Annotated in this window: 14 protein-coding genes and 1 tRNA gene; 12 read left to right on the plus strand and 3 right to left on the minus strand. The window is 66.5% G+C overall.

Features of this window, described 5'->3' with window-relative positions; all coding sequences use genetic code 11:
* Positions 1 to 137 precede the first annotated feature (137 nt).
* The 5 genes from QW845_RS06660 (at position 138) to QW845_RS06680 (ending at position 5,481) form a co-directional block, all read left to right on the plus strand.
* Positions 138 to 1,529: a cytochrome P450 gene (locus tag QW845_RS06660; RefSeq protein WP_315800815.1), complete on the plus strand. Its 1,392-nt coding sequence runs from the start codon at positions 138 to 140 to the stop codon at positions 1,527 to 1,529.
* Between the two features lie 64 nt (positions 1,530 to 1,593).
* Complete coding sequence (locus QW845_RS06665; RefSeq protein WP_315800816.1) at positions 1,594 to 3,003, plus strand: adenylate/guanylate cyclase domain-containing protein; 1,410 nt, start codon at positions 1,594 to 1,596, stop codon at positions 3,001 to 3,003.
* Positions 3,004 to 3,129: 126 nt separating this feature from the next.
* Positions 3,130 to 3,597, plus strand: a complete 468-nt coding sequence (locus QW845_RS06670; protein WP_315800817.1) for a TerB family tellurite resistance protein — start codon at positions 3,130 to 3,132, stop codon at positions 3,595 to 3,597.
* 217 nt (positions 3,598 to 3,814) lie between these two features.
* Positions 3,815 to 4,594 carry an SDR family oxidoreductase gene (locus QW845_RS06675; RefSeq protein WP_315800818.1) on the plus strand — a complete coding sequence of 260 codons (780 nt, stop codon included), beginning with the start codon at positions 3,815 to 3,817 and terminating at the stop codon, positions 4,592 to 4,594.
* Between the two features lie 80 nt (positions 4,595 to 4,674).
* Positions 4,675 to 5,481, plus strand: a complete 807-nt coding sequence (locus tag QW845_RS06680; protein ID WP_315800819.1) for a glutamine amidotransferase — start codon at positions 4,675 to 4,677, stop codon at positions 5,479 to 5,481.
* Positions 5,482 to 5,663: 182 nt separating this feature from the next.
* Here the strand turns inward: QW845_RS06680 and QW845_RS06685 are convergent.
* Positions 5,664 to 5,739 (minus strand) — tRNA-Ala (locus QW845_RS06685).
* Positions 5,740 to 5,937: 198 nt separating this feature from the next.
* On the opposite strand from QW845_RS06685, the gene QW845_RS06690 reads away from it, so the two are divergent.
* The 3 genes from QW845_RS06690 to folD are packed head-to-tail and all read left to right on the plus strand — an operon-like array spanning position 5,938 to position 7,515.
* Positions 5,938 to 6,228: a YggT family protein gene (locus QW845_RS06690; protein ID WP_315716734.1), complete on the plus strand. Its 291-nt coding sequence runs from the start codon at positions 5,938 to 5,940 to the stop codon at positions 6,226 to 6,228.
* Between the two features lie 18 nt (positions 6,229 to 6,246).
* The gene (locus QW845_RS06695; RefSeq protein WP_315800820.1) at positions 6,247 to 6,579 is read left to right on the plus strand and encodes a DUF167 domain-containing protein; all 333 of its coding nucleotides are present in this window, start codon (positions 6,247 to 6,249) and stop codon (positions 6,577 to 6,579) included.
* A gap of 51 nt (positions 6,580 to 6,630) precedes the next feature.
* Positions 6,631 to 7,515, plus strand: a complete 885-nt coding sequence (gene folD, locus QW845_RS06700) for a bifunctional methylenetetrahydrofolate dehydrogenase/methenyltetrahydrofolate cyclohydrolase FolD (RefSeq protein ID WP_315800821.1) — start codon at positions 6,631 to 6,633, stop codon at positions 7,513 to 7,515.
* A gap of 120 nt (positions 7,516 to 7,635) precedes the next feature.
* On the opposite strand, the gene ppa is transcribed toward folD, so the two are convergent.
* Both ppa and QW845_RS06710 read right to left on the minus strand, forming a co-directional pair.
* Positions 7,636 to 8,172 carry an inorganic diphosphatase gene (ppa, locus tag QW845_RS06705; RefSeq protein ID WP_315800822.1) on the minus strand — a complete coding sequence of 179 codons (537 nt, stop codon included), beginning with the start codon at positions 8,170 to 8,172 and terminating at the stop codon, positions 7,636 to 7,638.
* 172 nt (positions 8,173 to 8,344) lie between these two features.
* Complete coding sequence (locus QW845_RS06710) at positions 8,345 to 8,854, minus strand: GNAT family N-acetyltransferase (RefSeq protein ID WP_006611902.1); 510 nt, start codon at positions 8,852 to 8,854, stop codon at positions 8,345 to 8,347.
* A 240-nt stretch (positions 8,855 to 9,094) separates the two neighbouring features.
* Between QW845_RS06710 and QW845_RS06715 the strand changes: the two genes are divergently transcribed.
* The 4 genes from QW845_RS06715 to QW845_RS06730 are packed head-to-tail and all read left to right on the plus strand — an operon-like array spanning position 9,095 to position 12,226.
* The gene (locus tag QW845_RS06715) at positions 9,095 to 10,000 is read left to right on the plus strand and encodes an alpha/beta hydrolase family protein (RefSeq protein WP_315800823.1); all 906 of its coding nucleotides are present in this window, start codon (positions 9,095 to 9,097) and stop codon (positions 9,998 to 10,000) included.
* 9 nt (positions 10,001 to 10,009) lie between these two features.
* Entirely contained in the window at positions 10,010 to 10,477 is a 468-nt protein-coding gene (locus QW845_RS06720) for a DUF2269 domain-containing protein (protein WP_315800824.1), read from the plus strand.
* Between the two features lie 10 nt (positions 10,478 to 10,487).
* Positions 10,488 to 11,816: an SDR family oxidoreductase gene (locus QW845_RS06725; RefSeq protein WP_315800825.1), complete on the plus strand. Its 1,329-nt coding sequence runs from the start codon at positions 10,488 to 10,490 to the stop codon at positions 11,814 to 11,816.
* On the plus strand, positions 11,816 to 12,226 hold the full coding sequence (locus QW845_RS06730; RefSeq protein WP_315800826.1) for a thiol-disulfide oxidoreductase DCC family protein: 411 nt from the start codon (positions 11,816 to 11,818) through the stop codon (positions 12,224 to 12,226). The genes QW845_RS06725 and QW845_RS06730 overlap by 1 nt, the downstream gene beginning before the upstream one ends.
* Positions 12,227 to 12,320 lie beyond the last annotated feature (94 nt).

The raw sequence follows: 12,320 nt of genomic DNA on the forward strand, positions 1-12,320 counted from the left end.
AGCGAGATGACAGCGTTACCTCTGGCAGAAGACCGTCCTTGCTCGGCGGCCCGGCGCGGCCTGCAGCCGGGGACTCGGTTGGTCGCAATGCAGCCGATCGATGGTTCCAGGCTCGTGACAGCGTCGAGAGGCCGTGAATGAGTACCGCCGACGTCCATTATCTGCCGCAGGCACGATTGCCGCTGATACCGCCAACACCGCCGCGGGCGCCGGACAGCATGGGCGCGCTGCGCCGCGTGCTGATGATGGGCGACAACGCGATCGCGACCTGGAGCCAGCGCGCCTATGAGGACGACATCATTCGCGGCCGCTTCTTCGGCAGCTCCAGCTACATTCTCAATACGCCCGATACGATCAAGCATGTCCTGGTCGACAATTGGGAGAACTACGGCCGCACCGTCGGCGCCATCCGCGTGCTGCGTCCGGTGCTCGGCGAGGGGCTGCTGATCGCCGAAGGCAAGGCGTGGAAGCACCAGCGCCGGACGCTCGCGCCGGCTTTCACGCCACGCGCCGTTTCCGGCCTCATCCCGCACATGGTCGCGGTGAGCGACGAGACCGTCACCAGGCTGAGGCAGCAGTGCGGGCAGCCGCTCGACCTGCGCGAGATCATGCAGCGCATGACGCTCGACATCGCCGGCCGCACGATGTTCTCGTTCGAGATGGGCCGCCACGGCGCCACCCTGCGCGATTTCGTCTACGAATATGGCGCGCGGCTGGCCAGCCCGCATCTGCTCGACATCGTGCTGCCGCTGTCCTGGCCGACACCGCGCGATGTCGCGCGCCGGCGGTTCCGCAAGCGCTGGACCGCCTTCGTCGCCATGCTGATGGCGGAGCGCCGCGCCGCCGGCAAGCTGGAGGACGCACCGCCGCGCGACCTGTTCGACCTGATGGGCGCGGCACGCGATCCCGAGACCGGCGCGGCGTTCACCGACGCACAACTCGCCGACGAGGTCGCGACCATGATCCTCGCCGGCCATGAGACCACGGCAACGGCACTGTTCTGGGCGCTGTATCTGATCGCGCTGGATCCAGCCAATCAGGACAGGCTGGCGCAGGAGGCGCGCGCCGCGACCGATCTCAGCGACCCCGATCAACTGCCGTTCACGCGCGCCGTGCTGGACGAGACATTGCGGCTCTATCCGCCCGCGTTCCTGATCGCGCGCGCCGCCGGCGGCCCGGACCGGATCGCCGCGTTCCCCGTGAAGCGCGGCGACGTCGTGCTGATCTCGCCGTGGCTGCTGCACCGGCACGAGAAGCTGTGGGATGCCCCCAACGCCTTCAAGCCCGAGCGATTCGTGCCGGGCGCGCCGCCGCCGGAGCGCTTCGCCTATCTGCCGTTCGGGGCCGGCGCGCGGGTCTGCATCGGGGCGCATTTCGCGCTCGTCGAAGCCGTGCTGGCGCTGGCGCGGCTGGTCGGCGCCTTCAGGATCGAGCTCGTCGACCGCGCGCCGGTGCTGCCGGTGGGCGTGGTGACGACGCAGCCGGACCGGTCGCCCCTGTTCAAGATCACGCCCAGGATGGAGGTCTGACCGCCACGCGGCAGCCACGCTCGGCACTTGCTTGCGGGTTTGCCAAGTCCCATCTTAGCCGGGCATGAGCGACATCCAGGCCCAGCTTTCGGTTCTGAAGCAGACCGCCCATCCGGCCGTCGCCGACGCGATCATACGGCTGATCGAGTCGGGCGAAGATCACGAGCTCAACCGCATCAACGCCCTCGAGTTCTCCGCGCGCGCAGGTCTCGACGAGGAGCAGGTCATCTCCGGCTTCCTCCATGCGGCACGGATCGGCTTGTTCGATCTCACCTGGAACGTCCTGTGTCCCGGCTGCAGCGGCGTGCTCGATGCGCACGCCACGCTGAAATCCCTCCGCCATGACGATTACCATTGCGGATTATGCGCGTGCGGCTACGAGCCCTCCGTCGACGAGCAGGTCGAGGTTGCCTTCACCGTGACCTCCAAGGTCAGGCGCATCGCAGCCCACGATCCCAACACGCTGACGCTCTGGGAGTATTATAAGCAGATCTTCTGGAGCTCCGGCATCGACCTGGATCGGGAGTCCTTTGCTTCGCTGAGCGAGCAAGTGACCCTCGATGCCCTCGAGCTGCCGGCCGGCGAGAAGGCGGTGCTATCGCTGCAGCTCCCGTCGGATTTCATCATCATCTTCGAGCCGGTGACGCATTCTGCGCATTTCATCGACGTTCAGGGCGAGCCGACCAGGGAGCGCCAGCAACTCGGGCTGCTGTTCAACAAGACGCATCCTCCGACCGGTTCGGTCACCTTGCGTCCAGGCCCGCTGCGGCTGGCGCTCGACAATCAGGCCGGCGTACGGACGCTGCCGACGGTGTTCATCGCCGGCGATGCGCTCCACCATCTCCTCGGCAAGCGCCGGCCGTTCCTGACCGCCAAGCGCATCCTGTCCAACCAGACCTTCCGCGACGTGTTCAAGGCCGACAATCTCAACATCGACCAGCGGCTGAAGATCACCTCACTGACATTCCTGTTCACCGACCTCAAGAGCTCGACCGCGCTGTACGAACGCGTCGGCGACCTCGCGGCGTTCGACCTGGTGCGCGCCCATTTCCGCGCGCTGCTGGAGATCATCAACGCCGAGAAGGGCGCGGTGGTGAAGACGATCGGCGACGCCGTGATGGCGACCTTCATCAAGCCCGAGCATGCGCTCGCCGCGGGCCTGCGCATGCGCGCGGCGATGCAGCGGCTGAACGCCGAGCGGGGCACTGAGGATCTCGTGGTCAAGATCGGCATCCATGAGGGGCCATGCCTCGCGGTGATGCTGAACGACCGCCAGGACTATTTCGGCCAGACCGTCAACATCGCCGCCCGCGTGCAGAGCCTGTCGACCGCGCAGGAGATCCACCTCACCGCGCCGGTGATCGAGAGCCCGGGCGTCGCCGACATCCTGCGCAGCGCAAAGATCGCGCCGATCCAGAAGCACGCGGCGCTGCGCGGCATCGCCGACCGGATGATGGTGTACGAAATCCCCTGAGGCCTTACCGAAATGTCATGCGCTGCGCAGGCCGCGGCGGATTGCCGGCGGCGCGTGGCATTTGCATATAATGAGCAGTCGCCGACCGGCTTGCGGCCGCCAAGGGATCCAACAGCGAAGGACGCCATGCTCGAAGGACTGCGCCAATTCATCGCCGACGTGGTTTCGCCGCACGAGACCCCGGCCTTCGACGACAACGGCTATCAGCTGGCTGCAACCGCGCTGCTGATCCACGTCATCTCGCTGGATGGCGAGCCGAGCGAGATCGAGCGGCGCAAGCTGCACGGCCTGATCGAGCTGCGCTTCGGGCTCGACCACGGCTCCGCCGACCGGCTGATCGCCCAGGCCATGCTGGCCGAGGGCGAAGCGGTCGATCTCTATCGCTTCACCAGCGTGATCATGCGCGAGGTCGATGAAGCCGGCCGCCTGCGCATCGTCGAGATGATGTGGGAGCTGGTGTTCGCCGACGGCAAGGTGACCGAGTTCGAGGACAATGTGGTCTGGCGCGCCTCGGAGCTGCTCGGCATCTCCACGCATGACCGCATCGACATCAAGCACCGGGTCGCGGCGCGCAAGTCCGGCGCTCCCGCGTGAACCGCTCTGTCTCGGCCGGAACCGGCGTGATCCGGAGATGAACAAACTTTAATTTTGTTCCGGACCTCGCCCCTGCATGTAAACCTATGTGAATCCGAAACTATTACTGCAATCTGGTGCAGGACTGCCGATCGCGGCGTCTTGCATGTTCCCGTCCGCCTATGCTCTCGTCCGCCGCTATTGGATGATGTGTGGATTGTGATCGAAGAGCAGGATTGTGGGTGAACGTGTCACGCTGGTAACGGGTGCGTCGGCCGGGATCGGCAGCGAATTGGCGCGCGTGTTTGCGGCGAACGGGCACCGGCTCGCATTGACGGCCCGGCGCGAAGACCGGCTCGCCGCGCTGGCGCAGGAGATCGCGGCCAAAGGCGGCCCGGCGCCGCTGGTGATCCCTTGTGATCTCACCTCCGCCGACGCCGGGGCGACCATCGAGGCCGCGCTGGCCGCCGCCGGCGTGGAGCTGGAATATCTGGTCAACAATGCCGGCTTCGGCCTGTTCGGCAAGGCGGTGCAGCTCGACCGCGCCGAGCAGCTGGACATGATCTCGGTGAATGTCCGCGCCCTGACCGAGCTGTCGCTGCGCTTTTCCGAGCAGTTGATCCGCAACAAGGGCGGCATTCTCAATCTGGGCTCGGTGGCCGGGTTCCTGCCGGGGCCCGGCATGGCGGTCTATTACGCCTCCAAGGCCTATGTGATCTCGTTCACCGAGGCGCTGCGCAAGGAGATGGCACCGCATGGCGTCCGGGTCACCGTGCTGTGCCCCGGTCCGGTGCCGTCGGAATTCCAGGACCGCGCCGGGTTCAAACCGGGCGTGGATTCGGTGATCCTCAACGTCTCGCCCAAGGCGGTGGCAGAGGCCGGCTACCGCGGCCTGATGGCCGACAAGCGCGTGGTGCTGCCCGGGCTCGGCATCAAGATCGTGCCGTTCCTGCTGCGCTGGTTCCCGCGGGGCTTCATCCTCGATGCGGTCGGGCGGCTGCAATTGAAGCGGAGCTGATCGCGCTGGCCCGGCCCTTGCTTTGCAATGTGCGCTCGCTCACGCGCCGTTAACCTTTGCTTAGCTATGATCGCCAGGTGATGCTCAGGCAAGACCCTTCGTTCCATCCGAACGGGCCCCAGGCGGACGTTCGGCAGCTCCATCCGAAGCCGGCCATGGCGGCTGCGCCGCATCGGCCGGTCCTCATCATCCTGCACCAGGAAACCTCGAGCCCCGGCCGGGTCGGCAATGCGCTGCGCGCCCGCGGCTATCCGCTCGACATCCGCCGGCCGCGGTTCGGCGATCCGCTGCCGGAGACGCTCGATGGGCATTCGGGTGCCGTTATTTTCGGCGGTCCGATGAGCGCGAACGATCCGGATGATTTCGTCCGCCGCGAGATCGACTGGATCGAGGTGCCGCTGCGGGAGCAGCGTCCGTTTCTCGGGATCTGCCTGGGCGCGCAGATGCTGGCGATCCAGCTCGGCGCCGAGGTGGCGCCGCATCCGCAGGGGCGCGCCGAGATCGGCTATTATCCGATTCGCCCGACCCGGGCCGGACGCAAGCTGTGTCCGCATTGGCCCGACCATGTCTATCATTGGCACCGCGAAGGCTTCGACCTGCCCGACGGCGCCGAGCTGCTCGCCGAGGGCGGCGATTTTCCGGTCCAGGCCTATCAATACCAGAACGCCACCGGGCTGCAGTTCCACCCCGACGTGACCTACGCGATGATGTGCCGCTGGACCACCCGCGGCCATGCCCGGCTGGACACGCCCGGCGCCCGCCTGCGCCACCATCATTTCGAGGGCCGTGCCGTGCATGACGCCGCCGAGCGGGCCTGGCTGGCGCATTTTCTGGATGGCTGGCTGGCACGCGAGCCGGTGGCGGCGATGGCGGAGGCTGCGGAGTAGGACCGGTGATTTGAGCGGATTGGCTTGGGCGATGCTGAAACAGCCCGGCTTCGCCCTTCAGGCTACTTGCGCGGCTGCGGACGACGGCCCGCCGCCGCCCTTCGGGCTATGGCGCGGCAACCTTCGCTATCGAATTGTCGAAATCGGCTTGCCGAGCCGAAGCTCGCGAAGCGAGCGAAGGTTGGTGGAGCCAGGCGGGATCGAACCGCCGACCTCGTCATTGCGAACGACGCGCTCTCCCAGCTGAGCTATGGCCCCGTAACACGACCGCTTCGATGTTGGGAAAAGGCGGCCGGCAGATCGGGCGCCATTTACAGTGGGTGCCGAGGTCAAGTCAAGAACGGTCACATCGCCCGTTAGCCTTGACGGGCAGCTTCCCTTGTTTGCGCCGGGGGGAACCGATATCTAGCGGTCGTCACAGGTCGAATTCGCGACCTCGCCCCCGAGTGGACCCGCATGCGTGCCGTTCTCGACATCGTTCTGATCGTTCTCGACCTCTATGTCTGGCTGCTGATCGCCTCGGCGATTCTGTCGTGGCTGATCGCGTTCAACGTCGTCAACACGCGCAATCAGTTCGTCTCCGCCGTGGCCGAGTTCCTGTACCGAATCACCGAGCCGGTGCTGGCGCCGATCCGCCGCATGCTGCCCAATCTCGGCGGCCTCGACATCTCGCCGATCATCCTGATCCTCATCATCATGCTGATCCAGCGCGTGATCACCTACTACATATATCCATTCGTGTTCTGATCGGCCTGGCCGCCCGCCATGGAGCCCTGGCGCGCCGCCGCTGACGGTCTCACCGTCGCGCTGCGCGTCACGCCGCGCGGCGGCCGCGACGCGATTGACGGCGTCGAAACGCTGTCCGACGGCCGCAGCGTGCTCAAGGTCCGCGTCCGGGCCATCGCCGATGGCGGCGAGGCGAATCGCGCGGTGACCGAGCTGCTCGCCAAGGCGATCGGCGTCACCAAGGCCTCAGTGCGAATCACCTCGGGCACCACCTCGCGGCTGAAGCAGGTTGCCATCGATGGCGATCCCGCCAAGCTCGATCAGGCCTTGCGCGACCTCATTGCAGCCCATAAGCCGACCGGGAAATCCTAGAGCGGGCCGCGCTCGTGCGACCAGCGGCGAACGACGAGGCAGAGAGCAGACATGACGGCGCGCATCATCGATGGAAAAGTGATTGCGGCGGATCTGCGCGCGCAAGTCGCCCGTGAGGTCGAGCGGGTCAAGCGCGAACATGGCCTGACGCCAGGGCTGGCCGTGGTGCTGGTCGGCAACGACCCGGCGTCCGAGGTCTATGTCCGCAGCAAGCACACCCAGACCCAGGCGGCCGGCATGGCCTCGTTCGAGCACAGGCTGCCGGCCGACGTGTCGCAGGACGCGCTGCTGGCCTTGATCGGCAAGCTCAACCGCGATCCCGCCGTGCACGGCATCCTGGTGCAGCTGCCGCTGCCGAAGGGGCTGGAGACCGAGGTCGTGATCAATGCGATCGATCCGGCCAAGGACGTCGACGGGCTGCATCCGCACAATGCCGGCCGCCTCGCCGGCGGGCAGCCGGCGCTGGCGCCATGCACGCCGCTCGGCTGCATCATCCTCAGCAAGACCATTCACGCCTCGCTGGAGGGCCTGAACGCGATCGTGATCGGCCGCTCCAACCTGGTCGGCCGTCCGCTGGTGCAGTTGCTGCTCAACGAGAACGCCACGGTGACCATCGCGCATTCCCGTTCGCGCGACCTGCCGGCGCTGACCGCGCGCGCCGATCTGGTCTACGCCGCCGTCGGCCGCCCGGAGATGGTGAAGCGCGACTGGATCAAGCCGGGCGCGACCGTGATCGACGTCGGCATCAACCGCATCCCGACGGCCGAGGGCAAGACGCGGCTGGTCGGCGATGTCGCCTATGCAGAGGTGTCGGAGGTCGCCGGCGCGATCACGCCGGTGCCGGGCGGCGTCGGCCAGATGACCGTGGCCTGCCTGCTGGTGAACACGCTGCGCGCCGCCTGCGCCATTGCCGGGCTGCCGAAGCCGGCGGTCTGAGCTCACCGTCATTCCGGGGCGATGCGCAGCATCGAGCTGAGGTGCGCAGTTGCGCACCTGAGAATCTCGAGATTCCGGGTTCAGCCGCTGCGCGGCTGCCCCGGGATGACGTCAATCGTTTTACTTCTTCGCCGCCTTGGCGCGCGCGATGCCCTCGGCGATCAGCTGGTGGGCGTCGTCGGCATTGCCCCAGCGCAGCACCTTCACCCATTTGCCGGGCTCGAGATCCTTGTAGTGCTCGTAGAAGTGCTGGATCTGCTGCAGCGTGATGTCCGGCAGGTCGCTGTAGGTGCGGATCTTGTCGTAACGCTGGGTCAGCTTCGAGGACGGCACCGCGATGATCTTCTCGTCGCCGCCGGCCTCGTCCTCCATCAGCAGCACGCCGACCGGACGCACGCTCATCACCGCGCCCGGCACGATCGCGCGGGTGTTGGCGACCAGCACGTCGCAGGGATCGCCGTCATTGGACAGCGTGTGCGGGATGAAGCCGTAATTGCCGGGATAGCGCATCGCCGTATAGAGGAAGCGGTCGACGAACAGCGTGCCGGCTTCCTTGTCGAGCTCGTACTTGATCGGCTCGCCGCCGACCGGCACTTCGATGACGACGTTGACCTCGCGCGGCGGATCTTTCCCGATCGGGATGGCGTCGATGCGCATGGATGCTCCGTAGAACTTGAACGTTTCAGGGTCGGACGCCCGAGGAATGAGCGCTGGCATTCGCAGTCGCAAAAAAAACGCGGCTGCGCAACAGCTACCTCAAGCCAACACTTTCAGTTCAATTCACCGGCGCGTTAACGCTTAACGCGCCCAGAGCACAGCCGGTCCAGGCTCAGTTGGTCCAGGCAAAGGCAACCTTGTCGAGCGACTTCGGCCCGAAGCGCTCCGACGACCGCGCGACCATCCGGCCGCCCAAGGCGCGGTAGAACTCGGTGGCGGGATCGTTGTCGGACAACGCCCACACCACCATACTCTTCAGGCCGCTCTGCGCGAGGTCGCGCTTGGCGGACTGAAAGAGCCGGCGACCGAACCCCAGCCCCTGAAATTCCGGTCGCAGATAAAGCTCGTAGACTTCACCGTCGAAGTGCAGGCTGCGGGCGCGATTGCGGCCGTAATTCGCATAGCCTGCGACCTTGTCGTTGAACACCAGCACGCTGACGCGGCTGCCTTTGCGGATCGCGCTGTCCCACCATTGGGGGCCGCGCCGGTTGATCAGCTTCTCCAGCTCAGCGCCAGGGATGATCCCCTGGTAGGCGGAACGCCAAGCTTCATCATGGGCTGACGCCACCGCAGCCGCATCTGCAGCCTTGGCCGGACGGACTTCGATCAGGGTTGTGCTCATGACGGGATCAAAGCAAGTCGGCGGTCCGCCTTCAAGGTGCCACGTTAAAGATCGGTTAACCTGTGGACTTTCGGCATCACCGTGGCGGAAAGCTGTGCCGAAAAGGGACAATTTCGCAACATTGTCGAGAGTCGGCGGTGCTCTGTCACCGCGCGTTCATACGTCGGACGAGAAATCGCATCCAACGGGCCGCGGCCTCGGCTAGTGTGGCGCGGGCTCAACATCTTCCCGTCCGGCTGAATGGTGCTGCTTCGCTGCGTCTCATGGTTGCTCGCGCTGGTCGTCCTGTCAGTCGCAGCCGGCGCAACGGCACAGCCGTTCGGTCCCGCGTCGCCCGAAGCCGAGCCGGCGCGCCGGCAGCAATGGCTCATTCCGTCGACCGCGACCGAAATTCCCGCGCATGCGATCCTCTATCGGCCTGCTGGCGATGGACCGTTTCCGCTGGCCGTGATCGCGCATGCCTCGACGCAGAATCCGTTGCGGCGGGCGGAGCTGCCGCAGCCCGCCTACGCGGCGCTGGCGCGTCTCCTGGTCGGGCGGGGCTATGCCGTGCTGGTCCCGGAGCGGCTCGGGCACGGCCGCACCGGCGGTCCCTATGTCGAAGACCAGGGCGGCTGCGCCGACGCGGACTACGAGAAGGCAGGACGCGCGACGGCGGCGCAGATTTCGCGCGCGCTCGCCTACATGCGCGAGCAGCCGTTCGCGGCGAAGGGCGGCGCCGTCGTCATCGGCCATTCGGCCGGCGGCTGGGGCGCGCTGGCACTCGCCGATCAGCCGCCGCAGATCGTCTCGGCCATCATCGTGTTCGCACCCGGCCGTGGCGGCCATGCCGACGATGTGCCGGGCCGCGTCTGTGCAGAGGCGCGCCTGCTCGATACGGCCCGCGCGTTCGGACGCAGCGCGCGTGCGCCGGTCACGTGGCTGGTCGCGACCAATGACAGCTACTTTCCACCACCGCTTTCGCGTCGGCTCGCGGAGGCCTTCAATTCGGCCGGAGGCCGGGCGGGCTTCAACCTGTTGCCATCTTCCGGCGAGGAGGGGCATTGGATGATCGAGCACGACGACGGCGTGGCACTGGCGGCGAATTTGTTGTCGAAGGCGCTGACAACGGCTCGTCGGTCGGCGCCTCCGGTGCCGCCGAACTAGCAGGACACGATGACGCTGTATTTCCTGATCAAGTATCTGCACGTGCTCGGCGCCATCGTCATTCTCGGCACCGGCACGGGGATCGCATTCTTCATGCTGATGGCGCATCTCAGCGGCGAGGCCGCGTTCATCGCGCGCACCGCCGGCGTCGTGGTGATCGCCGACATGCTGTTCACGCTGTCGGCCGTGCTGCTGCAGCCGATCACCGGCGGCACGCTGATGTGGCTGTCGTCGACGGCCGTCACCGACGGCTGGCTGCTCACCTCGCTCGCGCTCTACGCCGTTGCCGGCCTGTTCTGGGTGCCGGTGATCTTCATGCAGATCGAGCTGCGCGACCTGGCGCGCCTCGCGGACATCGGCGCCGAGAAGCTGCCGCCGCGCTATTTCATCGTCTTCCGCCGCTGGTTCCTGTGTGGCATCCCCGGTTTCGGCGCGGTCATGGCCATCCTGTGGCTGATGATCGCAAAGCCGTTCTGAGGACAGGCGCATGATCCGTTCGGTCAACTCCCGCATCCTCGTGCTCGGCGCCTCCGGCCTGATCGGACGCTTCATCACCGACGATCTGCGCCAGCGTGGCTGTACGACGGTCGGTGTCGCGCGCGCGTTCTCGCCCTCGCAACGCGCGTCGCCGTTCGACATCCAGCTGCCGATCATGGCGCTCGATGCGCCGGCCTTGGCGAGCCTGATCCGCGCTCACGAGATCGACGTCGTCGTCAATTGCCTCGGCGTGCTGCAGGATGGTCCGGGGAGCGATACCGCTGCCGTGCATCGCGACTTCGTCGCGCGCCTGCTCGCGGCGATCACGGCCTGCGGCCGTCGCGTGCGCTTCATCCACATCTCGATCCCCGGCATGGCCGACGAGGATCACACCGCCTTCGCCACCACCAAGCGCGAGGCGGAGCGGCTGATCGCATCCTCAGGCGTTGCCCATGCCATCCTGCGCCCGGGTTTCGTGATCGCGCCGTCAGCCTATGGCGGCAGCGCGATGGTCCGCGCGCTGGCCGCGCTCCCCGTCGACCTGCCGGCGAAGGATGCGGCGACGCCGTTCCAGCCGGTGGCGGTGGCGGACATCGCCACGACCATCGCCTGGCTCGCGATGCAGCCGACCGATGACGAGGCGACGCGCGCGGTGAGCTGGGACCTGATGCAGCCGGAGGCGGTGACGCTCGGCGACGTCATCGGCGCGTTTCGGCGCTGTTTCGGCACGATGGATTGGCCACGCGTTGCCGTGCCTGCGACCCTGATCAATCTCGGCGCTTTCGCCGGTGACCTCTGCAGCCGGCTCGGCTGGATGCCGCCGATGCGCACCACCGCGATCGCCGAGCTTCGCCGCGGGGTGCAAGGCGATCCCGCACCGTGGATCGCGGCAACCGGCATCACACCCGCGACGCTGGACCGCGCCGTCGGCGCGCATGGCGCCACCATTCAGGACAAATGGTTCGCGCGGCTCTTCCTGATCAAGGCGCTGATCATCGCGAGCCTCGTGCTGTTCTGGGTCGCATCGGGGTCGATTGCGCTGTTCATCTCGTTTCCCGCGACCACGGCGATCCTAACCACGCGCGGCTGGCCCGACTGGTTCGCCGTTCCGTTCGCGGCGATCACCAGCATGATGGACATCTCGGTCGGCGTGTTGATCGCGTTCCGCAAAACGGCGACTTTCGGCCTCGCTACCGGCATCTTCGTCTCGCTCGGCTACATGGTGGGCTGCGCGGTGCTGACGCCTGATCTCTGGCTCGAACCGCTCGGCGCATTGGTGAAGACGGGACCGGCGATCGTGCTGATGCTGGTCGCGCTGCTCATGATGGACAATCGCTGATGACCAACTGGCCCGACGACGACGTGATTCTCTACGACGGCGTCTGTGTGTTCTGCTCCCGCTGGGTGCAGTTCGTGATCGCGCGCGACACCGCCAAGCGCTTCCGCTTCACGCCGATCCAGTCGCCTTACGGCACCCGGCTGGCGCAGGCCTTCGGCATCGATCCCCGGGATCCCGACACCAACGCCGTCGTGCATGGCGGCACGGCGCATTTGAAATCCGATGCTGCGCTGACCGTCTTGTCGAACCTGCCGGGCTGGAGCTGGACGCGCGCGCTGCTCGCCATTCCGAAGCCGCTGCGCGATGCGCTCTACAGCGTGGTCGCGCGCAACCGCTACCACATCTTCGGTAAATACGAATCCTGCTTCGTGCCGGATGCCGAGCTGCGCAATCGGGTGCTGGAGTCGTGATCGGGTCGGCGGAGAGATGCGGCAGCGAGCCAATTAATCGATTGAAACGAATGATACATACAATATAATCTGTTGGATCGATTGATAACAGCAT

The organism is Bradyrhizobium sp. SZCCHNS3002 (assembly GCF_032377435.1).
Lineage (GTDB): Bacteria > Pseudomonadota > Alphaproteobacteria > Rhizobiales > Xanthobacteraceae > Bradyrhizobium.

Excerpts from the sequence above, each read along its gene's own strand:
- QW845_RS06660 (WP_315800815.1), top strand. The coding sequence starts at position 138 with ATGAGTACCGCCGACGTCCATTATCTGCCGCAGGCACGATTGCCGCTG.
- QW845_RS06665 (WP_315800816.1), top strand. The coding sequence starts at position 1,594 with ATGAGCGACATCCAGGCCCAGCTTTCGGTTCTGAAGCAGACCGCCCAT.
- QW845_RS06670 (WP_315800817.1), top strand. The coding sequence starts at position 3,130 with ATGCTCGAAGGACTGCGCCAATTCATCGCCGACGTGGTTTCGCCGCAC.
- QW845_RS06680 (WP_315800819.1), top strand. The coding sequence starts at position 4,675 with ATGCTCAGGCAAGACCCTTCGTTCCATCCGAACGGGCCCCAGGCGGAC.
- QW845_RS06690 (WP_315716734.1), top strand. The coding sequence starts at position 5,938 with ATGCGTGCCGTTCTCGACATCGTTCTGATCGTTCTCGACCTCTATGTC.
- QW845_RS06695 (WP_315800820.1), top strand. The coding sequence starts at position 6,247 with ATGGAGCCCTGGCGCGCCGCCGCTGACGGTCTCACCGTCGCGCTGCGC.
- folD (WP_315800821.1), top strand. The coding sequence starts at position 6,631 with ATGACGGCGCGCATCATCGATGGAAAAGTGATTGCGGCGGATCTGCGC.
- ppa (WP_315800822.1), bottom strand. The coding sequence starts at position 8,172 with ATGCGCATCGACGCCATCCCGATCGGGAAAGATCCGCCGCGCGAGGTC.
- QW845_RS06710 (WP_006611902.1), bottom strand. The coding sequence starts at position 8,854 with ATGAGCACAACCCTGATCGAAGTCCGTCCGGCCAAGGCTGCAGATGCG.
- QW845_RS06715 (WP_315800823.1), top strand. The coding sequence starts at position 9,095 with ATGGTGCTGCTTCGCTGCGTCTCATGGTTGCTCGCGCTGGTCGTCCTG.
- QW845_RS06720 (WP_315800824.1), top strand. The coding sequence starts at position 10,010 with ATGACGCTGTATTTCCTGATCAAGTATCTGCACGTGCTCGGCGCCATC.
- QW845_RS06725 (WP_315800825.1), top strand. The coding sequence starts at position 10,488 with ATGATCCGTTCGGTCAACTCCCGCATCCTCGTGCTCGGCGCCTCCGGC.
- QW845_RS06730 (WP_315800826.1), top strand. The coding sequence starts at position 11,816 with ATGACCAACTGGCCCGACGACGACGTGATTCTCTACGACGGCGTCTGT.